Here is a 20,609-nt window from a genome sequence, read left to right as displayed (position 1 = left end):
TCGGCCGGAAGCTGACCTGCAGCGAAAGCGTCGCCCGAAGGCGGCGCCTTAATCCGGAACGGGCTATGGTGATGTCTACTGCGCGCCGCGCGCGACGCGCTCGATTTCTTCGCGTACCAGGCGCTCGACCAGCGTCGGCAGATTGTTGTCCAGCCAGTCCTGCAACATCGGCCGCAGCATCTCCTCGGCCATCTCGTCGAAGGTCTTCTTGCTGCGGCTGGCGAAGGCGTCGGAGAGCTCGCCGAAGGCGGCTGCGACCTGCCGTCCCGTATGTTCCGAAACGATCGCCGACCGAACCGGAGTTGTATCGGCCGGGCGCGCGCGCTCGCCGCTCGAAGGACGAGGCTCGAAAGCCGGCTCGGCAGCGAGATCGTCCTCGAAAGCCTCGACCTCCGCGATTGCTGCCTGCCGATTTTCAGTCTCCAGCTGCCTGATCTCCGGCTGCCTGATCTCGGGCCGCCGTACTGTGTCAGCCGGTTTTGCCTGATTGCCAACGGCCGCGATTTCGCGGCGCCAATCCGTGACGATCGAGTCGGTGGTTTCCGCCTTTGCCCGCACTGCAGCTTCTGCCCTGACGGCGGGAGCTGGCTCACTGGCTATCCTGGCGCTTACTTCCGCCAATGTCATCGGAGCATGCGCGGGTGGCGCGGCGGTCGTGGCATTTGCCGCAATGGCAGGCTTCACTGGCGACGGCTCGGAGCGCGGCTCCGGCCGCGCAACCACCGGCTCGGCCAGTTGGGCCTGCACCTCGGCCAGCGTCACCGGCTTCTTGCTTTCGGTCGAGCTGTGCAATTCGCTGCGGAAGGCCTCGACATCCGAAACAGGCCCGGCGGCCGGCACAAGGTCCTGGCGCAACTCATCGGCGTCGCCCGGCAGCTTGCGGCCGGTGTCGCTGTCTTCGATGATCCTCCTGATGGAAGCCAGTATTTCTTCCATGGAAGGTTCGCGCTGTGCGCTGCTTGCCGTCGCCATCGTCACATCCGCCGCCCCCGCACATGATCCCGAAAATCGATCTTCGATTTTCGAAGAGGATCAGGCGCAAAATCAAAGTTCTACAGCGTCCTTTGCGCATCCACCGGACGCGTGGCGCTGTAGTGACCCGTTCCTGGATTCCTGTCCGGCAAAGCCGGATACGAATCATGGCGACAGCGTAGCCGACGGATCGCCATCCGAGAATCCCCAATCTCGGAAGACGCCGGATTTCAACAGTTTAAGCCATAAAAGATAAACGCCGCGCATCCTTGGGAAGCGCGGCGCTACGATACTTTCAACCTTGGCGGGATTTGAACCGCTCGGGGGGCTCAACGGCCGTCCGGCGTACGCAGCCCGATCCATTTGTCCTTGACGGCTCTGTAGTGCTCTTCAGGCTTGTACTTCACCACATTCAACGCCAGGCGATCGGCCGACAGGCGGCCCATTGCCGAAAGGATGGCGTAGCTCGCTACGACCACATCGCGCTCGGAGCTGGCGAGGTCGATCTTTGCCGAGATGACGGCGTTCTGGGCGTTCAACACGTCGAGCGTGGTGCGCTGTCCGACATTGCGCTCCTCGATGACGCCGTTGAGTGCCAACTGTGCGGCCGCGATCACCTGCCGATTAGCGTCGACGCTTTCCCGCGCTGCAATGTATTGCGTCCATGCCGAGGTCACGGCCTGGCGCACCGAGTCACGGCTGACATCCACCTCGATGCGAGCCTGGCTGAGCGATTCCTTCGACTGACGAACGAGTGCGGAGGTACGGCCGCCCGAATAGATCGGAACGGTCAGCGTCGCGCCGACGGTGGCGGCATTGGAGTCGCCGTCCGAATTCCCCGCGCCAGGTACGGTATTTTGATAGGCATGGGAAAGGCCGGCACTGGCAGTCAACTGCGGCAGCAACGCACCTTCCTGCGTCTTTACATCAAATCCCGCTGCATCGACGGAATGTAGGGCGGCCAGGATGGCCGGATGCTCGTTCGATGCAATACCGATCGCCGCCTCGAGACTCCTCGGCAACAGCTTCGCCAACGGCGACGCAGCCTTGAGCTTGCCCGGCTCGTCACCGACGATCTGATGATAGGTTGCTGCACTGGCCAGAGCCTGCGCACGGGCGGCACTCAACTGCGCCACCGCGGCCGAACGCGACGCGTCGGCCTGCGCCACATCGGTGCGCGTGCCCTCGCCGACCTCGAAGCGCGAGCGTGCCGCGCGTGCTTGCTCGGTCAGGAACTGAAGGTTCTGTTCGGTTAGCACCGCCACCTGGCGGTCGCGAATCACGTCCATATAGGCGCTCGCCGCGTTGAACAGCGTGTTCTCTTCGGTGTTGCGCAGGCCCTCGACCGAGGCCCTCACCTGTGCAGCGGCCGACGCGACTCTGTTCTTGGTCTGGAAGCCGTCGAACAGCGTCTGGTCAATCCGAACGCCGAAGCTGCCGGTGGTCAATGCCAGGCTCGCGTTCCTGCCGTTTAGGTGCCTGGAGGTGTAATCGATATCGGCCGAACCAGTGATCACCGGGCGATAGCCCGACTTGGCGATCGCCACGCCCTCATCGGTGACGCGCACGCCGGCACGGGCCGAATTCAGCGAGGAATTGTTCTGGTAGGCCTTGGAAAGCGCGCCGAGAATGGTTTCCGCCGAGGCGGCTATCGGCGAAAGCGCTGTCGCGGAAATGAGGACGGTAACAAACAGACTCTTGGCTAAGGACGGCACTTTATATCCCTCATTCGTTTTGCACGGGAACTACGCCACGCCAGCCCATCCCTAGGGATCGGCCAGCGCCGCGTCGATGTATCGTTCCCCCGCTGACAGCCTCCCGAACCCCGGTTAACCAATCAGCAACGATTGTTCAATCGCAAGCCAACATGACAGAGTCTTTGCTGCAAGGCAAAATCACTTAGAACTCGAAGGCATGAATGCGTTCAAATCCGGGTAGTGGCTTAATTGCCGCATTAAATGCCCGTCTTCCGGTTACAACCCCCCCTGCATTGAAAAAGAGCCGGGCTACGCCCGCATTGCCCTGCCCTTCCACAGCCACCAGCCGACCGCCTTCGGCTAGCTGGTCAAGCAGCGCCGCAGGCACTTTCTCGACGCTGCCGCCGATGAGAATCACATTGTAGGGCGCCTTGGCGGCATGACCTTGCGGCAGCGGGCCGGTGACCACGGTGACGTTATCGCAGCCCTGCGCCGAAAGCGCCGCTTTGGCTGCTTCCGCCAGTGTGGTATCGCTTTCCAGCGCCACGACGGATTTGGCCAGCCTGGACAGCAGCGCCGCGGAATAACCGGTGCCGCAGCCGACATCGAGCACCGAATCGCCGGCGTCGATCTCGGCCAACTGCAAAAGCTTGGCCATTGGCGACGGCTCCATGAGGTAGCGCGCACCGCTGCCATCGGCGCCGTCGGAGATGCGGATATCCTCGTCGATATAGGCGAGAGCCTGTTGGTCGGCCCCGACAAAGGCCTCGCGCGGCACGGCAAGCATGGCATCGAGCAATGCTGCGTCGGTCACATCGGTGGTGCGGACCTGGCCGTCGACCATCTTGACGCGAAGTTCGGAGAAATCAGCGCTCATGTCCTAACCAATCCGTCAAAAGCCAATGCGCTGAAATGCGCTTGTCGCGCCGACACTGCGGCGCATTCGACCTGAACTCAAGCCCCCGGCATGCGGGAGGTGAAGCGACTGGAGGCCTCGCCCGGAATCGAACCGGGGTGCAAGGATTTGCAGTCCTCTGCGTAACCACTCCGCCACGAGGCCTCATCGCTCCCGGCGAGCGAACTCAATATGGTGGCAGCGAAAGGTCGTCAAGCGTCCGCGCGGCATTCCGGCGCGCTTTCCTCATCAGCCTCCGCAACGTGGTTCCCGAGCGGTTTCAGCGCTTGGCGCACCGGCATATTGGCCGCTCGTCAAGCGTGCTGCGCGACCGGCGAAACTCGAACCCGCAGCTTTACGCAGCGGGAGCAAACCGGCTTCGCCGCATAATCGCACGCGGCTGGCACCGGCGGCTGCCGTTCTCGAGGGATCTTCGAGGGGGAAATCTGCGAGGGGCTGGAAAGCGAAGCGGCCGCTGAACCGGAACCCCGCACCATCGCTTTCAATTTGGCCGGCGACGGCGTTCCCACCAGACGACGAACCGGCGCCGCAGGCGGCGCACCGCGGCAAATTCGTAGGAAAGCACCAAAAGGCCGAGCGGAATCATCCAGAAGCCGAGAATCGGCAGGAAGCCGAGAAGGCCGAAAAACACCAGCATGATACCGATGGCGATCCTCAGCCCGCGCGAGCGCGGCATGGTGAACTCGCGCCCGAACACCGAGATTTTCCGCGCCGGTGCCTGGTTTTCGTCTGCTGCAGTCATGTCGAAAGTCGATCCGGTTGCCTTCGATAAAGCCATATGCGCTAAAGGCTGCAATCGCCGTTCAGGTTCCGCCGACCAAGGTCCGACGGCGCCCAAGACGGCTCATATGTGGTGTCATCCGGCGATTGCCAGAAACCATTGGGTGAAAATGCGCTAAAAAATGCGAAATGCTTCTTTGCAAAGCCGAAAAGGGTTTGCTATAGGCTGCGCCACTCACATGAGAGCCTCTATTCCCCGGTAGCTCAGTGGTAGAGCAACCGGCTGTTAACCGGTTGGTCGCTGGTTCGAATCCGGCCCGGGGAGCCAACATTTCCAAACACTTAGCCCGCTTTCCCTTTCCTGAGCGTTTACTTGAGTTCCGGACAGGGCAACATCTGGGGCAACGATGACCTTCGCCCTTGCAATGGTTACTGCTCGCGTGGCGTTCGTCGGCGCAGACCGTCTATACAGCGGCGTGGACAGCATGAAGTCGTTCGCGGCCACCAAGATGGCCAGGCTGGAAACCGCCGACGGTCACGGCTTCATCACCTATGCTGGCGCCGGCGCCAGATCAGGTAGCAAGCCTTTCGAAGTCAGCGAGTGGATCGAGGGCGTTCTGCGCGGAGCGAACCGCACGCTCGATCAGACCTTGCGGGAAATTGCCGCTGCTGCCGAAGAGCAGGGCTTCGATAAACACGCCCCCGGCCACACGTTCGGGTATGTGGGCTTCATCGACGGGAAGGCCCGAGTTGCGGCTATTACGTCGCTGGACCAGATGCAAATGAGGCTGGAGACGGGTGCCTCGACAATCGATACGAAAGGCCAAACCAAATTTCGGGTGATGGACTTGAAGCTCGGGCCGCGTGTTTATAGCTTTGGCATCGCTCTCGGCTCAGGCGCTCCCCACTTCCTGCCCGTGACGATTATGCAAACAATGACGAGACAGGCCGCTCGTGCCAGAACGAAGGAGCGTGCGGCCGATCGTCTCAGCGCATGGTTCGTGCGAATGAACAGGGAGATCAGCGCGAAGGAGCCGGCGACCGTGGGACCGCAAGCACTTTGCGCATGGGCTTACCGCGAAGGCGGCGGGGCGCATTCAGCTTATGATGCCGATGGCCGTCGAATCAACAATACAAGCATGCTGCCATTGATCTCGAAAGGCTTCCCGATGAACCAAGTGCTCGGGCCACTCTGGGAACATGTTCAACGGCAGATGGCGACGGGGTGGAAGACCGGTGAAGCTCCCCCTGTGCCATCGCAGGAAGAACTGAATGCAATTGCTCGGTCCATTGACGATCGACCGCAGCGGAAATTCTAAAAAGCAGCCCGCCATAGCAAGACAGGGGGCTGGTTGTTTCGGCACGGAATGATCTAGCGCGCCCAGCCCGGCACCGCGGGGCGGCGGGCCATTTATCGCCAATTGGCGAAAGGTCAGTCGCGAAGGATGCGCGTCACCCCCGGTATGATCTTCAGCAGAGGTACGTCGCCGATCTCGCCGCTTCGCCAGCGCCCCCAATCGCGCACGACGTCTTCACATAGGCCTGCGTCACATCAGGGCGGCGCTGCGCAAACTCTCGTAGGATTGCCTTCCCGATCGCATAGCCCGAGCCTGAGAAGAGCGCGAGCCCGCCGAGGCCGCTGATGTCGCAGGCATCCTCAAGGCTCCAGGCTTCCAGCCCGACGCCGCTTTGCCCCGTACGGTTGCCCCAGCCAAGGCTCGGCTCGTAGTCCCCTTCGTCCTGCGAATCGTGTCGTCTTGGACGTCGCCACCGTGCTCGTTCTCCTCCTCGCGCTCGCGTCCTGGGCGTGCAATTCCAATTGGCTGCCATATCCCCATCCGAGGCTTTCCTCGAGATCAGGATCCGGGCTCATGGCTCGAGCAGGTCGATCAGTCGCTCTATCGTGGTTGCTATCCCCAGGCGGTCGTTTTCCGCCACGGTGAGGAAGATTGCCCCGTCTTCACGGCGCATGTCAGGTTGATGGATGGTCATGATGTAGGCTCTCTGGTTTCGGCTTCTCACGGCCGGTTGCCAGTGGACAGCACTGGCGCCGGGAGGGTGAGAACATGGCCAGAGACCATGCGCGAACGGCCTTTCCCTTTCGGGTCTTGTATAGCCGCCGCTCTCCCGGCATAGTGCTGCCGTTCGCTCCGACGGCTAAGTCGGCTCGTTCTACCCGTTGGCAATATCGATCCTTGGAGGGATCGCCCCGCCAATGCTCTGGGTGCAGATGGCCCGGCAGGGCCATCCGCGGGAGTTCTCACGCTCCGCCGGTGATGATGCGCCGACACCTTTAAAAACTCAAGCACGCCCTTGCGGGGGCGAAGCTTGCGCGCGATGCTTCAGCCATGAAAGCGATGCTTTGTTCGTTGGTGATGGGTGCGACGATCTGCACCGCGGGCGCCGAAACTACTAAGCGGGAGGCGTTCGAAGCCTGCCTTGGCGCCGGGATCGACCGGTTCAAAGGCCTCTGCGAGCCGGCCGACCTACTGGCCAGGGCAATCCTCTTCGAGTGCAACCCGCAACTCACCGACCTCCTGATATCGATGCCGCTGGGGCCTAGCAATGATAGAGTCGCTTTGGCAGAGAAGCACCGGCGGGACAAAACCGAAGAGGTCTTAACCCTCTTGCTAGAGCACCGGCTGCAACATCCCTGTCGGTAGCAACAGTCCGCGAAAAGGGGAATTATCCCATGGTCGATGATGTATATCTGCAAGCCTACCGAGACGGCGGCTTGAATGCCGTCAACGATCTTCTCAAGGAGCATTTCCCGACCGACCGCGATCGGGTGATGGTCATGGAGGGTCTTCAGGACACCGGCTATTGGGCGATCACCTGGCATGAGAAGAAACACCCGGACGGCGGAATGTACCGCGATTTCGGACGTGTGAAGGCGTACCTCGGCGACGGGGACGAATAATTATCCGGCCGCTTCATGCCCTTTGGCGCCGGCTCCTATCGGCCGATATGCCTTCGCAATTGCCTTAAAGGGGCAGTCCAACGCCAACTCTTCGAGCGCTTGAGCGCCTCCATCTCCATCTTCATAGCGTCCCTTTCAATCGCGAGAGCCTGTACTTCTACCGCAAGCGCCTCGGCTCGGCCGTCATCTGGGGCAGCGGGGGGAGGAGGGGGTGTGGGCGGCGAGTCGGGTGTAGCCAGGTTTTCGAGACGGTCGAGCGCAAGTCGGTTCACGGCGTCGGCTGCGGCTTCCCGAATGAGCGCGGTCCAGCCATCGGGATCGACACACATGATGTCCCAGAAGACCTTTTGTTCCAGGTGTCCTGTCGGAATGGCGACCCGTAGCGGCGCCGGAAACCAGATCGACGTCTCACACGCTTTGATGAAGCCCGTCAGCCTCGCGAATCCGGAGTCTCTGAGGTTTTTCCACTTAGCGGAGAAATGCAGGCACGTAGGAAGGCGAAGGTAGCGCACGGCGGCGAAGCCCTTTGTGAGCACGATCCGACGCCAGATCTCCCAGTCTCCCGCCCCGTTCACATCTTCTGGCCACACCGTCCGCTCTGCAAGAGCGCTGGCGCGATATACGACGCCTGAGGCCGCTATCGTGTTCCCTCTCGCCATGAATTGGCGCCGCTCTTCGGGAAAAAACAGGTTGGTAAGATCAGGACCGCAAATGCCGTCGGTCGAGACCCAGAGGACCTGGCCGTAGACAAGTGCCACCGACGGATCGACGAACTGGCCGCGCATGAGTGCAAGATGATCCGGCATCATCAGGTCATCGTCGGCGGCGAAGGCTATCAATTCCCCGCGTGACGATCGAAGCGCCAGATTTCGATTGGCATAGCCAAAGTGAGGCGCCTTGGGGAAATCAAACCAACGAATGCGCGGGTCGGAAAAGCTTTTCACGACCGCTTCGGTCTCCGGTGCTGCACCGTCGCCAACGACCAGAAGCTCGAACGATTGCTCCGTCTGCGCCAGCACCGACTGGATCGCATAGGCAAGAGAGTCGGGACGATTATGGGTCGGCATCAGAACGCTGAAGAGCGGCGGAGCGTCGTCTACCATCCCTTGAGGCCGCCAAAGTCGACCGGGATCAAATCGGTATCCAGCGGCAGCCGGTATTTGTCGGGATTGGCGTGGTCATATTGCATTGTAGGAAAATTGATTGCTCTAACGTCCCTCGCGCCGATGTTGTGGTCCGCGTGCCAGACGAATCTGGGGATGTTCATCAGGCGTGGCCGGGCTGAAGACAGAACAATCCGAAATACCTGTCCGCAGGTGCTCGACTCGGGCCTTGGGTCATACAGGACGACCTCCATCTCGCCATCGACAACGAAGTATCGATCCTCGTGAAGCTTATGCAGCGCCCAACCCTTCACCGTTCTCGGTCGTATGGTAAACATGTAGCAAAAAACAAGCGGATCGGGATGCCAATTCCAGCGAGGGTCGTAGACCTCGGTGACGCTTCCCCTGTCGTCGAGGTGAGCGGTCATGTCGTGAAACGTCACGCCGTCGGGGACCTTGCCGATCGGCTCGCCGGATCGAACCGTCTCCTGATCCTTCTGGGCCCCTGCCAATGTCTTATCGAGAATGCTCTGCGTCATAGGACTCATCCAATCTAATTAGCTTTGGCAGCGCTCCTCATGCCCTTCTTTTAACTGTCTTTCAACGGCAGCGTGGAAGGCCACGCAATCAAAGAGGACGGCACTGTAGCCAATTTCTCCGATTGGAGAGTGGAGCGGAACTGCCGTTTGACTTTCGGTTCGACGACATCACCCGGCTGCGCCAACCGCTGCCGGCGTCTTGCTATACCGCAAGCGCAAGGCCTTGCGCTTGCGGTAGCCGTCATAAACACGCTCGGTCACGCCCTTCATGGTCGGGCCGTCGGCAGGATGGTTGGAGTAGCCGCGTTCGTGCACCAGCACGAGGTCAAGGCTTTGCTTCTCGCGAGAAACAGCCATGCGAGTTCCTTTCCGCCAACTGGCGGGCTGGACGAAGCGCGCGCGAGCAAATATCAGACGGCCGGGCGGGGGTATTACTTTGCGGAGGAAACAACTTTGGACCGTCTCGAACAGTTGCGGAGAAATATCGACAAAACCAGCATGTCGATAATTGAAATCGGGCCGTTCTTCAGCCCGATCGCTCCGAGGGCGGACGGCTGGGATACGACAATAGTGGACTTCCAGGACGGCGATGCTTTGCGCGAGATGGCCCGTGGTCACACGGCCGAAGTCATCCGCAACAAGGTTGACGAGATTGAAAATGTCGACATCGTCTGGACCGGCCAGCCCTTGGACGAAGCCGCCTTGGCCGTCCGGCCGGATGGTTTTGATTGCCTCATCGCCAGCCACGTGATCGAGCATACGCCGGACCTTATTCGCTTCCTGCAGCAATGCTCCCGCTTGTTGAAGCCGGACGGCATCATTTCGCTGGCCGTTCCCGATATGCGAAAATGCTTCGACCTGCTCAAGTCTCCCACCAGCCTGCGCGAAATTCTCACCGCCTACCGGGAAGGCCGCATCAGGCATTCACCGGAAGCGCTGTTTGAGGGGCGATGCTCGGCGGCGACACGCGGCGGAAAGTCGGCGTGGATCAAAGGCGATCACTCGCCGCTCGGCTACGCCCACAGCCTCGAAGCGGCATGGACGGAATATCAGGGCGACCTTAAAGGCGACATGTCCGACAGCAGGCCCTATGTCGACAACCACGCATGGTTCTTCACGCCGGCGATGTTCGAGCTGGCGATTTTCGAGTTGAACGCGCTCAAGCTTGTCAACTTTAAGATCGCCTTCATCGAAGAGAATATCGGTTCGGAGTTCGTGGTGCAGCTGCGCCGCAGCGACACCCATGCGGCGCTTTCCAACGACGCCCTAAACGCCGTCCGCATCAAGCTCGCTCTGCGGCATCACGCGGAATTCGATGCCGAAGTCGGGCCGGATTATCGCGAAATCCAGCCGGTGAAGATCGAGCGGGAAATCGTCAAGGTGCCGGCCGCCAGAGACACCATCCCCACGCGGGAACTGGTTAGCCTGCTGGCAACACGCATCCGGCGCAGGGTCGGCCTGGACTAGTTGATCAGGCCGTGCGTCCGCAGAGCGTCTTCTAGCGTCTATTTCGGGTTCATCGGGAACCAGGCGTCGAGGTTTTCCCCGGCTGCCTTGCAAACCGGATGGCACGTTCCGGGTTCTCCCGGATCGCCTTCGAAATCGCGTCGACGCTTCGAATTTTGCCCTTCACTGGGGTCAGCGTGTCGGCACCGCCGAGCGCTTGGGCGAACATGTCGACAAGCTCCTGCCGGCGGCGCCACTCGCGCGTGCGACGGTCCAGCATGCCTTGAGCAAGGCCGCCATGCTTGCGGGCCATGTCAGGCGCTTGAGCGGGGTTGATGGCTAGCACTTTCGTTGCCCTTGCGTTGCCCGAGATAGATTATCGACGCAGACGATGCGGCAAGCGCTTCGATCGCTTCAGCAGCGGTCAGGCCGAACGCCTGCTTCAGGTGGGGGATAATTGGCCGGCTGATGCGCTCCCGCCTGTCAGATCGCAGCCAGGCTGCAGCCTCCTCGATAGCGGCGCTATGTTCGCGATCAGTGGTCATTAGGCCACCGCGTCTCGCTGGTCGACGCGGGCCTTCACCCAAGCATCTAACTCAGCCTCGACAAAGGCGCGCCGACGGGGCGAAAGGAACACCGGCTTAGGAAACCGGTGCTCCTTGATCATGCGGTCGATGTAATTTCGAGAGTACACGATCCCCTTTGAGGGGCGTTCACTGAAGGCGACAAGAGTTTGCATTGGAGTGCCTTACGTTGCTATCGAAGGCCTCATAGCGTAGTCATTTCAGCGTCGGGAAATACACTTCTTTGAAGAAATTTTGTGCGAACAAACCCGCGTGCTGGTTTAGAGCGCAATCAGCACTGGCAAATCAGGATAGCTTGCTTTTTCTCTTCATCCCTATAAGCGATGATGCGAGTGACGATGGACTTGCGAGGCGGCGCGGCGCCAAGGAATAGCTTGGCACCGGTCTCAATGAAATTGGCAGTAGGGCTGCCGGCGCTCTCCGATATCTTTATATGAGCAATCGGCACTTTAAACGCCGCGCACCAGAGCCGAGGCCACGTATGAGCCCATCGATCTCGGGCTGCTCGTTTTTCGTCGGTCGACCTTCCAACCATTTTTCCATGCCGTCAGCTATAGCGGTCACGCTCGCAAGCAGGCGGTGAAGCACCCGTTTAGCGATCTCGACGTCACCCTCGGTGAACTCAGCCGGAACGAGGCATGCGTTTAGTTCTTCTTCCGACATGGGGACCGGAGCTGCGTCGTCCCAACTATCAGGCACGCGCACACCCGCCCCAAACTCGGTAGCCGTCGACAACTCGAGCTTTTGGCTATCCGAATACTGCACGGTGGACGACACCGCCTCCTGGAGCCTTTTCCATTCATCGACGGTCCCTTGATCTGTGTCCTTTTTCCGCCGCTCGGCCGGCCAATGAAACGTATTTGCAATGTCGTGCAGCTTCGTTCTGAGCCAATCGCCATGAGGCATGGAAAACCCTTGGGATTCCAGCATTGAAAGGATCTCTCGTTCGGCTCGCTCCGAGAAATCGTGCTGATAGTTGAAATTGAGGGTCATTGACCGACCGCCTTTATCTGGATGACATTGTTGGCCGTCTTGCGGCCTGTCAGCGCCACAAGCGCGCCCTCCCAGCGCGTCAGGGCGTCTCGCTTCACCTTGAGGCGGTCAGACTGGTTGTACGTCCTGACTAGCGCCGTAGGCACATGCCCGATGACAGCCTCGGCAACCTCGTCCATCACGTCGAGCTCGGACAGCCGGGTGCGAACCGTCCGGCGGATGTCATGATTGACCCACGCCGGCAGCTTGGCCTCTTGATCGTCTTTCCGAAGCGCTGCGAGCATGGCGGCGTCAATCCGCAGCTTGACCTTGTGGCCGATCGTCACCGGTCCCGCGCCGTCGAGCGAGCAAAGCCAGTTGCATTTCTTTAACCGCGGCAACTCGGCGATGATGCCGAGCGCTTCGTCAGTGAGAGGCACAACGTGATCGCGGCCGGACTTGAAGCGCGCCGCCGGCACAGTCAGCGTCTTGCGGTCAACGTCGACTTCGGTCCATGACGCCTGGGCGATATCGTTGAGGCGCTGGCCGGTCAGCAGCAGCAGCCGATAGACGGCGCTGTAGACGTCGCCAGCGGCCGTGGCAGTCCAGAGCGCCCCAATCTCAGCATCGGTCAGGACGCGGTCCCTTGATCCCTTCTCGCCGATGGTGGTGCGCACCTTCTTTGCCCGGAAGGGTGAGGCGGTGATCAGGTCGTCATCGACACACCAGCCGAAGAACGTCCCGATCTTCTGGGCGATGTTGAGCGCCTGCCGCTGCGCGCCGCGCGCATAGATCGGTTCGACCACTTCCATGATGTCGGCATTGGTGAGGGTGGCGACGTCCCTGCCCTTCCACTTCGGCAGGCATTCCCGGTTGAGGTCGCGCTCGTCCTCGTCGGCCTTGCGGATGCCATCGCGGCGCCGGGCTTTGATGAACCGTTCAAGGATGGTTTCGAAAGACCGGTCACGGCTCTCTGTCGCTGCCCTCGCCGCCGCCTGCCGCTCCTCGTCAGCCTGGACCTTCGGGTCAATGCCGCGATCAATGAGCGCTGCCCACTGCCTCGCCTTGGTGCGTGCCGCTTCAAGCGACATGACGTCGTACTCTCCCAGCGCGCGGCGGGCTGGCTGAGTTGCAACACCGAAACGGGCGATGTAGACAAAGCTGACTTGTCCGGCCTTAAGCTTTGAACCGTTGGACGGCTCCTTGTCGGTTACGCGGACGCCCATGCTCGGGATTTGGGCATCCATGATCACGTATCGCTTGCCAGGAGCAGCCGGCTTCAAAGCCTTCAGGCGGTTGTCGGTCAGGTTCTCGCGGGGCATTAGGGCTCTCCGGGGCAACGTCGGGGCAACAGGATGCAACTGCTGCCTATGTTGCCCTGTGTGCTCTAATGTGCAACAGGAAAGCTGAAATCGTCATGAAACAAGGGGTTTTTCAGGAGTGGAACAACCGGTATATGGCGCTGGTGGGCTATCCCGAGAGCGGCTGTTAACCGGTTGGTCTCTGGTTCGAATCCGGCCCCGGGGAGCCACCGCCTTTTCTAAGCCGTGGTGCGATCTTGTACACTACAGCGCCATTGTCCGCGCACTTCGGTCCGCTTAGCTTCTGCCAGAACGGCTGGTAACAGCTACGAAGCCGATCGAGGCAGTTTGGCGGGCATCGCGCCCCTGCCCTCGCCCGAAGGCAGCCTGATAACGCCCGGCATCATCTATGAAAATACCAAATCGGGAGGACGTTGGTGCAAACCAAGAAGATCATCAATGACGGCAATCGCGCCGTCGACGAGATGCTGGAAGGCATCCTGGCTGCGCATCCCCGACATCTCAAAGCCGTTGACGGAAGCCCGCGCTCGATCATCGCCCGCGATGGACCGCGCCAAGGCAAGGTAGGCCTCGTCATTGGTGGCGGCTCGGGCCACGAGCCGAGTTTTCTCGGCTTCGTCGGCAAGGGGCTGGCCGACGCGGCGGCGATCGGCAATGTCTTCGCCTCTCCGCCGCCCGACCCGATCCTCGAATGCGCCAAGGCGGCGAGCGGCGGCGCCGGTGTGCTGTTCATGTACGGCAACTATGCCGGCGACGTCATGAATTTCGACATGGCGGCCGAGATGGCCGCGATGGACGACATCGAGGTGCGTACGGTGCTGAGCACCGACGACGTCGCTTCCGCGCCCGTTGGCGACAGGCACAAGCGGCGCGGTGTCGCAGGGAACTTCTTCATCTTCAAGGCGACAGGCGCCGCCTGCGACCGCATGTTGTCTTTCGATGAATGCGAACGCATTGCCGGGAAAGCCAACGACCACACCTTTACCATGGGCGTCGCATTGGCGCCCTGTTCGTTGCCGCAAACCCGCCGGCCGAATTTCGAGATCGGACCCGACGAGATGGAGATCGGCATGGGCATCCATGGCGAACCCGGCATCGCACGCGGAAAACTCAAAACAGCCGACGAGATCACCGACGAAATGCTGGACAGGATTCTCTCCGAGATGGCGCCGGCACGCGGCGAGAAAGTCGCCGTGCTGGTCAATTCGCTGGGTTCGACACCGCTGATGGAACTCTACATCATGAACCGGCGGGTGAAGCAGAGGCTTGACGATATCGGTGTATCCATTCACGCAAGCTGGGTCGGCAATTACTGCACCTCGCTCGAAATGGCCGGCGCTTCGATCACGCTGCACCACCTCGACGACGAGTTGCAGACGATGCTCGACCACCCTTGCGACTGCGCCATGTTTCGCGCCGGGTAAACTGGGGACGGCAAGGAGCAAGAGATGACGACAATCGACACCACGCGGCTTGCCGCGATGTTCGCGGCAATCGCCGACGCCATGTCGGCCGACCGGGACCGGTTGTGCGCGCTTGACGGGGTGATCGGCGATGCCGACCACGGCATTGCGATGGAGCTTGGATTTGCCGCGGCACGCGATGCCGTCGCGGCATTGGATACCGGCGCCACCGATCCGACCATCTTGCTGAACACCGCGGCGAAGTCGTTCCTGAACGCAGTCGGCGCATCCTCGGGTCCGCTCTATGCCACCGCGTTCATGCGCGGCGCGGCCGCCGTCAAGGGCAAGGCGACGCTCGACGACGCCGACGCGGTCGCTATGTTCCAAGCGATGGCCAGAGGCATTCAGGATCGCGGCAAGGCCGAGCCTGGCGAAAAGACGATGATCGATGCGTGGGCGCCGGCCGCAACGGCTGCGGGCGAGGCACTGGCCGCCGGCAAGGGGCTGGCCGGAAGCCTTGCGGCCGCAGCCGAGGCGGCAAAGGCCGGCGCGGAGGCGACCAAGACGATGATCGCCACCAAGGGCCGGGCCTCCCGCCTCGGTGAACGCTCGCTTGGCCATATGGATCCAGGCGCGGCGTCCGCCGTAACTGTGATCGAGGCGATGCGGATCGCCTTGACCGGCTAGGTCGGGAGCGGATCCTCAGCGCTTCGCGTCGAGCTTGTCGACAGCCTGCACATTGGCGGCAGAAGGTCCGTTCGGATCGAATTCGGAAGCCAGCCAGGCGTCAGCGATCGATTTCGCCAGTTCGGGGCCGATGACGCGCGCACCCATCGTGATGATCTGGGCGTTGTTGGATTTCGCAGCGCGCTCCGCCGAATAGGTGTCGTGGGTCAACGCGGCGCGGATTCCGGGCACCTTGTTGGCCGAGATGCTGACGCCGATGCCGGTGCCGCAAAACAGGATGGCGCGGTCGTAATTGCCGTCGACAATTTCGTGGCCGACCGCCGCGGCAATATCGGCGTAGAATCCGGCCTGGCTGAGATCGACGACCTGCAGTTCTGGCTTGGTGGCGAGATGCTTGGCGATGACATCGAGCAGCGGCTTGCCGGCGCTGTCGGCTCCGAGTGCGATCTTCATGGCAATTAACTCCTTCGTTTTCGTGGTCAGCGCGCGATGGCGGCCGACGCCTTTTTGAGAATGTCGATATAGCCTTCCGCTTGCCATGCCGAGCGGCCGATGAACAGCCCATCGATATGCGGCTGGCCGATCAGTTCGGCCGCGTTGCCGGGATTGACGCTGCCGCCGTAGAGCACAAGCGGGGCGGTCGGCAACCGGGTTGCTGCGACCTGCTTGATCAGCGCCTGCTGCTTGTCGGCATAGTCGGCGCTGGCCGGAATGCCTTTCTCGCCGATCGCCCACACCGGTTCATAGGCAAAGAGTATCTGTGCCGACAACTCATTGTTTGCGAGACCCTGCAGCGCGCCCAAAACCTGCGCGGTCAGAATTGTGTCGGCGCGGCCGCCCTCGCGCTCGGCCAGCGTCTCGCCGACACAAATCAAGGGTACGAAGCCGTGCTTGACTGCCGCTGCGGTTTTCAGTCCCACGGTCTTGTCCGTTTCGCCAAAATGCTCACGACGCTCGCTATGGCCGAGTTCGATCAGGTCGAGCCCGCAATCCCTCAGCATCACCGGCGAAATCTCGCCCGTCCAGGCGCCGGCATCGGCCCAATGCATGTTCTGGGCGCCGACCTTGACGCGGGTGCTGGCGAGCGCCGCCTTGACCTGCCGCACCGCGGTGAACGGCGGAATGACGAAAGGCTGTATCGCCGGATCGAAACCAGGCACGAAGGCCGCCAGCGCGTCGGCGAACTGCAGCGCCTCCGCCAGCGTCTTGTTCATCTTCCAGCTCGTGCCGACCCAATATGGGGCCATTTCTTTTCCTCCTTCGATACTTTTCTGGCCGATATCGCGCCGGCTTTCGGGATTCGTTCAGGCCCGAGGCTTGAGGCTGTCGCGGCCGGCGTCGATATAGGGCGCCCAGAAATCCACCGACTCGCGGATCATCGCGATAACCTGATGATCGACCGGCTCCCTCTCCCGGAAGGAAAGTTCGAGGCAGATCTCATTGTCGGTTCCGCCACCAGCCCGCACGGTATCGAGCAGTTTTTGCGGGACGATGCGGCCATCCTTGTTGTAGGCGGCCGTGAACGGCCAGTGACCGCCCTTGTTCATCGACGACTGCTTGATGTGGATGATCGGCGACTGCAGCGGAAAGGCTTTCGCCCACGCATAGGGATCGGTGTCGTCAGGATTGGGCGAGGTCACGTCGCCATGGTCGATGTCGACCATCATCCGCATCGGGATCGGCAGTTTCGCCGCATCGATGGCGCCCTGCAATTCAACGCAGCTTTCGATCGTGTGGCCAAACTCGCGGCCGACCGACATCGGCTCCCAGAACAGATAGGTCAGGCCCGCAGCCCTGGCGTGCTCGGCCACCTCGCGCCAGCATTCGAGCGCGATATCGAAAAGGGCCGCACGCCGCTGCGGATCGTCAAAATCCTTGTAGGTGAATATGGCGAACTGCGTGCCCATGCCCGACGCGCCGAGTTCGGCGGAGATGTCGGCGAAGGTCTTGAACCAATCGACATAATAGCGGCGCACATCCGCGTCCGGATGGCCGAAATGATTGAGCCGGCCATAGGGACCGGTCATACCCGAAGTGATCCGCACGCCGGTCCGCGCCAGGGCGCTGTTGAACAGGCGAACGAACTTGGCGATCGTTGCCGCCGGCCAGCCCGGATTGACGAATTCATGCGTCAGTTGCACGTCGCGGATGCCGATGCCATAGGCAATGGCGTCGATCAGATCGTCGGGATCGGCGAAGCGATTGACCAGCGGGTTGGTGTTCAGCGAAAGCGTGAAGGCCATCAGTTCACCGCCGCCATTGTCTTTGTGCACCAGTCTTCGAATGTTTTCCGCTCGGCCGCATTGATATGCAGCCCGTGTTTGGTCCGGCGTTCGAGAACGTCGGCGGCGGTCATCGCCCATTCGGTCTCGAACAGGAAGACAGCTTCGAGCTCATAGAAATCCGGGCCGAAACGACGGCCGAGATCGGCTTCGCCTTTTACGCCTTTCAGCAAGGCGCGCGTGCGCGTGCCGTAGCTGCGGGCATAGTGCTTCACCAGCGACGGGCTAAGCCACGAAAACTCGGCGTGCAGATCGCCCAGGAACTGCTCGAAATCCGCGTTGGGCAGGTCGCCTCCCGGCAGGGGAATTTTGGCTGTCCAGGCCTTCTTCATGGTCGGAAAGAAGGGCTGGATCTTTTCCAGCGCATGTTCGGACAGTTTGCGGAAGGTGGTGATCTTGCCGCCGAACACAGAAAGCAGCGGCGCGCCACCGTTCGGGGCGTCGAGTTCGAAGATGTAGTCGCGCGTCACCGCGCTCGGGTTGTCGGCATTGTCGTCATAGAGCGGACGCACGCCCGAGAAACTGTAGACCACGTCTTGCGCGGTCAGCTGCCGCTTGAAGTAGCGATTGACCACCTTGATCAGATAATTGATCTCGCTTGCCTCGGCGGCCACTTCTTCGGGCCGACCTTCATAAGGAATGTCGGTGGTGCCGATCAGCGCCAGATCGTTCTCATACGGGTTGACGAAGATCACCCGCTTGTCGTTGTTCTGGATGAGATAGGCCTGCCGTCCCTCCCAGAATTTCGGCACGACGATATGGCTTCCTTTCACCAAGCGAACGTTGCGGGTGGAATTCTGTCCAGCGACGCGGCTGACGATGTCATTCACCCATGGCCCGGCCGCGTTGACCAACCCGCGTGCGCGGGCCCTCGTCACAGCACCCGTGCGGCCATCCTGCATGTCGATCGACCACAGGCCGCCTTCGCGCCTGGCAGCAATACAGGCCGTGCGCGTGAAGACTTTTGCGCCACGCTGACTGGCGTCGAGCGCATTGAGCAACACCAGCCGTGCATCATCGACCCAGCAGTCCGAATATTCGAAGCCTCGTTTGAATTCATCCTTGATCGGCGCTCCTTCCGGCGCGGTTCTCAAATTCAGCGTCCTCGTTCCCGGCAGGCGCTTGCGGCCGCCAAGATGGTCGTAGAGAAACAGCCCGAGCCGGACCAGCCATGCCGGCCTGTCTTCGGGGCTGTGCGGCAGCACGAAGCGCATCGGCCAGATGATGTGCGGCGCCGCCTCAAGCAGCACCTCGCGCTCGATCAGCGCCTCGCGCACCAGCCGGAACTCGTAGTACTCGAGATAGCGCAGGCCCCCATGCACCAGCTTGCCGGAACGCGAGCTGGTGCCTTGCGCCAGATCGTCCTTCTCGCACAGGATGACCGACAGCCCGCGACCCGCGGCATCGCGCGCTATACCGGCGCCGTTGACGCCACCGCCGATCACGAAGAGATCGACAATATCCGTTGTATCGCTCAAGACTTAGCTCCTGTGCGGTGCGCCATCGATTTCCACACCGGATGCAGCGCCTGACGCGCCGCGACAAAGGACGGAAACAGCGCATCGTAGGTTTGCGAAAGCGCCTCGTCATAGGCGTCGCATTCGCCCAGCAGCGGCGTCACCCACTCGGCGCAGCAAACATCCATCGAGCGATAGACGCCAAGCCTGACCGCGGCCATCATCGCCGCACCCGCGGCGCCGGCTTCCTGGCGGCTGCTGGTCCTGACTTGCGCGCGGGTCGCCGCAGCGACGATACGGCGCAGCGACGGGCTGCGCGCGGCGCCGCCAGACAGGCGGATTTCGCCGGGCACGCTGCCCATGGCCTGGTAGCAATCGCGGGCCGCGAAGGCCAATCCTTCGAGAACTGCGCGCGCCAGATCGCCAAAACCGTGCTTGACCGAGAGGCCGATGAAGCCCGCGCGTGCGTCGGGGTCAACGAACGGTCCGCGTTCGCCGGCAAGCGAGATATAGGGCTGATAGACCAGCGATCCCGGCTCCGATCCCTCGACCCAGACATCGAGCGCTTTCAGCAGCTCGTCGCGCGAAGGTTTTGCGCCGCTGGCGGTCAGCACGTCGCGCGCCAGGCCAAGCAGCCAGTCGATGTTGAGCGTCGCCGCCATGTTGGATTGCAGTTGCGCATACGCGCCAGGAACCGGCATGGCGATCGTGTAGCCTGATGCATCGTCGTTGAGAACGACGTCGTCGGCAGTGCGCGCCAGGCGTGTGTGGATGCCGGTCGAGCCGATGACCGTGCAGCCGACATTGCCGCTTGGATCATAGAGGCCGGCGCCAAGCGCGGTGCTGACCATGTCGACATAGCCCAGCACCACCGGCGTGCCCTCAAGCAGGCCGGTCTCATTTGCTGCCGACGCAGAAAGCGGATGATGGTCGGTCGTGCCTTCGAGCATTGGCGGCAGCAGCCGGCGGTGCGACGTCAGATCGAGAATGTCGAGCACCTCGTCGGAATAGCTGCGCGAGCGGAAATCGCCGAAGGTGAATGTTCCCTCCGAAGGATCGGTGGCGCGCTCGCCGGTCATCTTGAAATAGAGCCAATCCTTGCAGTGAAAGGCATTGGCGGCGCGCTCCAGGATTTCCGGGCTGTTTTTCTTCAGCCAGCTGAGCTGAGCGCCCTGCTGGCAGGCGTTGAGCCCGGTGCCGGTGATCGCGAACCGCGTGCGATCCCGGGGATCGCCGCGCATCTCGTCCACCAGATGTCCGGCGCGCGCATCGAGCCAGAGCCAGGCGCGCCCGACCGGCATGCCGTCGCCATCGATCAGCCAGGTGCCGTCGCCCTGCCCGGTGACCGCGACGGCCGCGGTTCGCCGCGCGAGGTCTGGAATTTTCGTCGCCAGATCGAGAACGGTCAGCACCATGTCGCGCCAGGTCTGATCAAGGTCCTGCTCGGCGCCGCCGCCTTCCAGCGTGACGAAGCTGTTGGTCACCGACGCCATGGTAAGCTGCCGCCCCGAGAGATCGAAAGCGACCGATTTGATCACGGACGTTCCCGCGTCGATCCCGATCAGCAGGTCTTTCATGCCGCACGTTCC

Annotated in this window: 24 protein-coding genes and 2 tRNA genes; 7 read left to right on the top strand and 19 right to left on the bottom strand. The window is 61.7% G+C overall.

Annotated elements, in window-relative coordinates; all coding sequences use genetic code 11:
* Positions 1-75: 75 nt before the first annotated feature.
* From NKI31_RS16030 to NKI31_RS16010, 5 genes are all read right to left on the bottom strand, one after another.
* Entirely contained in the window at positions 76-972 is an 897-nt protein-coding gene (locus NKI31_RS16030; RefSeq protein ID WP_023714409.1) for a PopZ family protein, read from the bottom strand.
* Positions 973-1,301: 329 nt separating this feature from the next.
* Positions 1,302-2,687: a TolC family outer membrane protein gene (locus NKI31_RS16025; protein WP_023667706.1), complete on the bottom strand. Its 1,386-nt coding sequence runs from the start codon at positions 2,685-2,687 to the stop codon at positions 1,302-1,304.
* A gap of 184 nt (positions 2,688-2,871) precedes the next feature.
* Positions 2,872-3,546 (bottom strand): protein-L-isoaspartate O-methyltransferase family protein, encoded by a 675-nt coding sequence (locus tag NKI31_RS16020; RefSeq protein ID WP_023818111.1) that lies wholly within the window; start codon positions 3,544-3,546, stop codon positions 2,872-2,874.
* A 109-nt stretch (positions 3,547-3,655) separates the two neighbouring features.
* A tRNA-Cys gene (locus NKI31_RS16015) sits at positions 3,656-3,729 on the bottom strand.
* Between the two features lie 337 nt (positions 3,730-4,066).
* Complete coding sequence (locus NKI31_RS16010) at positions 4,067-4,327, bottom strand: PGPGW domain-containing protein (RefSeq protein WP_023667708.1); 261 nt, start codon at positions 4,325-4,327, stop codon at positions 4,067-4,069.
* Between the two features lie 231 nt (positions 4,328-4,558).
* On the opposite strand from NKI31_RS16010, the gene NKI31_RS16005 reads away from it, so the two are divergent.
* Together NKI31_RS16005 and NKI31_RS16000 are read left to right on the top strand one after the other, a co-directional pair.
* Positions 4,559-4,633 (top strand) — tRNA-Asn (locus NKI31_RS16005).
* Between the two features lie 79 nt (positions 4,634-4,712).
* The gene (locus tag NKI31_RS16000) at positions 4,713-5,624 is read left to right on the top strand and encodes a hypothetical protein (RefSeq protein ID WP_352652045.1); all 912 of its coding nucleotides are present in this window, start codon (positions 4,713-4,715) and stop codon (positions 5,622-5,624) included.
* A gap of 550 nt (positions 5,625-6,174) precedes the next feature.
* Here NKI31_RS16000 and NKI31_RS15995 read toward each other — a convergent pair.
* Entirely contained in the window at positions 6,175-6,297 is a 123-nt protein-coding gene (locus tag NKI31_RS15995) for a hypothetical protein (RefSeq protein WP_280790514.1), read from the bottom strand.
* 356 nt (positions 6,298-6,653) lie between these two features.
* On the opposite strand from NKI31_RS15995, the gene NKI31_RS15990 reads away from it, so the two are divergent.
* Positions 6,654-6,968 (top strand): hypothetical protein, encoded by a 315-nt coding sequence (locus NKI31_RS15990; RefSeq protein ID WP_023739027.1) that lies wholly within the window; start codon positions 6,654-6,656, stop codon positions 6,966-6,968.
* 29 nt (positions 6,969-6,997) lie between these two features.
* Complete coding sequence (locus tag NKI31_RS15985) at positions 6,998-7,225, top strand: hypothetical protein (RefSeq protein ID WP_023739028.1); 228 nt, start codon at positions 6,998-7,000, stop codon at positions 7,223-7,225.
* A gap of 35 nt (positions 7,226-7,260) precedes the next feature.
* Here NKI31_RS15985 and NKI31_RS15980 read toward each other — a convergent pair whose 3' ends face one another.
* The 3 genes from NKI31_RS15980 to NKI31_RS15970 form a co-directional block, all read right to left on the bottom strand.
* Positions 7,261-8,328, bottom strand: a complete 1,068-nt coding sequence (locus NKI31_RS15980) for a glycosyltransferase family 2 protein (RefSeq protein WP_023681671.1) — start codon at positions 8,326-8,328, stop codon at positions 7,261-7,263.
* The gene (locus NKI31_RS15975) at positions 8,322-8,867 is read right to left on the bottom strand and encodes a cupin domain-containing protein (protein ID WP_023681672.1); all 546 of its coding nucleotides are present in this window, start codon (positions 8,865-8,867) and stop codon (positions 8,322-8,324) included. Before NKI31_RS15975 ends, NKI31_RS15980 begins: the two co-directional genes overlap by 7 nt.
* A 168-nt stretch (positions 8,868-9,035) precedes the next feature.
* Positions 9,036-9,224 (bottom strand): glycosyl hydrolase 108 family protein, encoded by a 189-nt coding sequence (locus NKI31_RS15970; protein WP_352652044.1) that lies wholly within the window; start codon positions 9,222-9,224, stop codon positions 9,036-9,038.
* Between the two features lie 96 nt (positions 9,225-9,320).
* Here NKI31_RS15970 and NKI31_RS15965 point away from each other — a divergent pair, with 96 nt between their 5' ends.
* On the top strand, positions 9,321-10,334 hold the full coding sequence (locus tag NKI31_RS15965; RefSeq protein ID WP_352536932.1) for a class I SAM-dependent methyltransferase: 1,014 nt from the start codon (positions 9,321-9,323) through the stop codon (positions 10,332-10,334).
* Between the two features lie 49 nt (positions 10,335-10,383).
* Here the strand turns inward: NKI31_RS15965 and NKI31_RS15960 are convergent, their stop codons facing one another.
* The 5 genes from NKI31_RS15960 to NKI31_RS15940 all read right to left on the bottom strand — a co-directional run bounded on the left by NKI31_RS15960 (position 10,384) and on the right by NKI31_RS15940 (position 13,191).
* Entirely contained in the window at positions 10,384-10,626 is a 243-nt protein-coding gene (locus NKI31_RS15960; protein WP_023818106.1) for a hypothetical protein, read from the bottom strand.
* Between the two features lies 1 nt (position 10,627).
* Positions 10,628-10,858 carry a hypothetical protein gene (locus tag NKI31_RS15955; protein ID WP_031193113.1) on the bottom strand — a complete coding sequence of 77 codons (231 nt, stop codon included), beginning with the start codon at positions 10,856-10,858 and terminating at the stop codon, positions 10,628-10,630.
* Positions 10,858-11,052, bottom strand: coding sequence for a helix-turn-helix transcriptional regulator (locus NKI31_RS15950; RefSeq protein WP_352652043.1), 195 nt, complete (start codon positions 11,050-11,052; stop codon positions 10,858-10,860). Before NKI31_RS15950 ends, NKI31_RS15955 begins: the two co-directional genes overlap by 1 nt.
* Positions 11,053-11,326: 274 nt before the next feature.
* Complete coding sequence (locus tag NKI31_RS15945; protein WP_352652042.1) at positions 11,327-11,890, bottom strand: hypothetical protein; 564 nt, start codon at positions 11,888-11,890, stop codon at positions 11,327-11,329.
* Entirely contained in the window at positions 11,887-13,191 is a 1,305-nt protein-coding gene (locus NKI31_RS15940; RefSeq protein WP_352652041.1) for a tyrosine-type recombinase/integrase, read from the bottom strand. Before NKI31_RS15940 ends, NKI31_RS15945 begins: the two co-directional genes overlap by 4 nt.
* A 416-nt stretch (positions 13,192-13,607) precedes the next feature.
* Between NKI31_RS15940 and NKI31_RS15935 the strand changes: the two genes are divergently transcribed.
* Positions 13,608-14,615, top strand: a complete 1,008-nt coding sequence (locus NKI31_RS15935; RefSeq protein WP_352652040.1) for a dihydroxyacetone kinase subunit DhaK — start codon at positions 13,608-13,610, stop codon at positions 14,613-14,615.
* A 24-nt stretch (positions 14,616-14,639) separates the two neighbouring features.
* Positions 14,640-15,281 (top strand): dihydroxyacetone kinase subunit DhaL, encoded by a 642-nt coding sequence (gene dhaL, locus NKI31_RS15930; protein WP_352652039.1) that lies wholly within the window; start codon positions 14,640-14,642, stop codon positions 15,279-15,281.
* A gap of 15 nt (positions 15,282-15,296) precedes the next feature.
* Here dhaL and derI read toward each other — a convergent pair whose 3' ends face one another.
* From derI to NKI31_RS15905, 5 genes are read right to left on the bottom strand one after another with little or no spacing between them, the layout of a single operon-like run.
* Complete coding sequence (gene derI, locus NKI31_RS15925; RefSeq protein WP_023672592.1) at positions 15,297-15,734, bottom strand: D-erythrulose-4-phosphate isomerase; 438 nt, start codon at positions 15,732-15,734, stop codon at positions 15,297-15,299.
* A gap of 26 nt (positions 15,735-15,760) precedes the next feature.
* Complete coding sequence (locus NKI31_RS15920) at positions 15,761-16,528, bottom strand: triose-phosphate isomerase (protein WP_352652038.1); 768 nt, start codon at positions 16,526-16,528, stop codon at positions 15,761-15,763.
* A gap of 57 nt (positions 16,529-16,585) precedes the next feature.
* Positions 16,586-17,524, bottom strand: coding sequence for a sugar phosphate isomerase/epimerase family protein (locus NKI31_RS15915; RefSeq protein WP_352652055.1), 939 nt, complete (start codon positions 17,522-17,524; stop codon positions 16,586-16,588).
* Complete coding sequence (locus NKI31_RS15910) at positions 17,524-19,041, bottom strand: glycerol-3-phosphate dehydrogenase (RefSeq protein WP_023691089.1); 1,518 nt, start codon at positions 19,039-19,041, stop codon at positions 17,524-17,526. The genes NKI31_RS15915 and NKI31_RS15910 overlap by 1 nt, the downstream gene beginning before the upstream one ends.
* The gene (locus tag NKI31_RS15905) at positions 19,038-20,597 is read right to left on the bottom strand and encodes an FGGY-family carbohydrate kinase (RefSeq protein WP_352652037.1); all 1,560 of its coding nucleotides are present in this window, start codon (positions 20,595-20,597) and stop codon (positions 19,038-19,040) included. The genes NKI31_RS15910 and NKI31_RS15905 overlap by 4 nt, the downstream gene beginning before the upstream one ends.
* Positions 20,598-20,609: the final 12 nt, after the last annotated feature.

It is taken from the genome of Mesorhizobium sp. M0659 (genome assembly GCF_040320605.1).
Taxonomy (GTDB): Bacteria; Pseudomonadota; Alphaproteobacteria; order Rhizobiales; family Rhizobiaceae; genus Mesorhizobium.
This window is presented reverse-complemented; position numbering and strand designations above follow the sequence as displayed.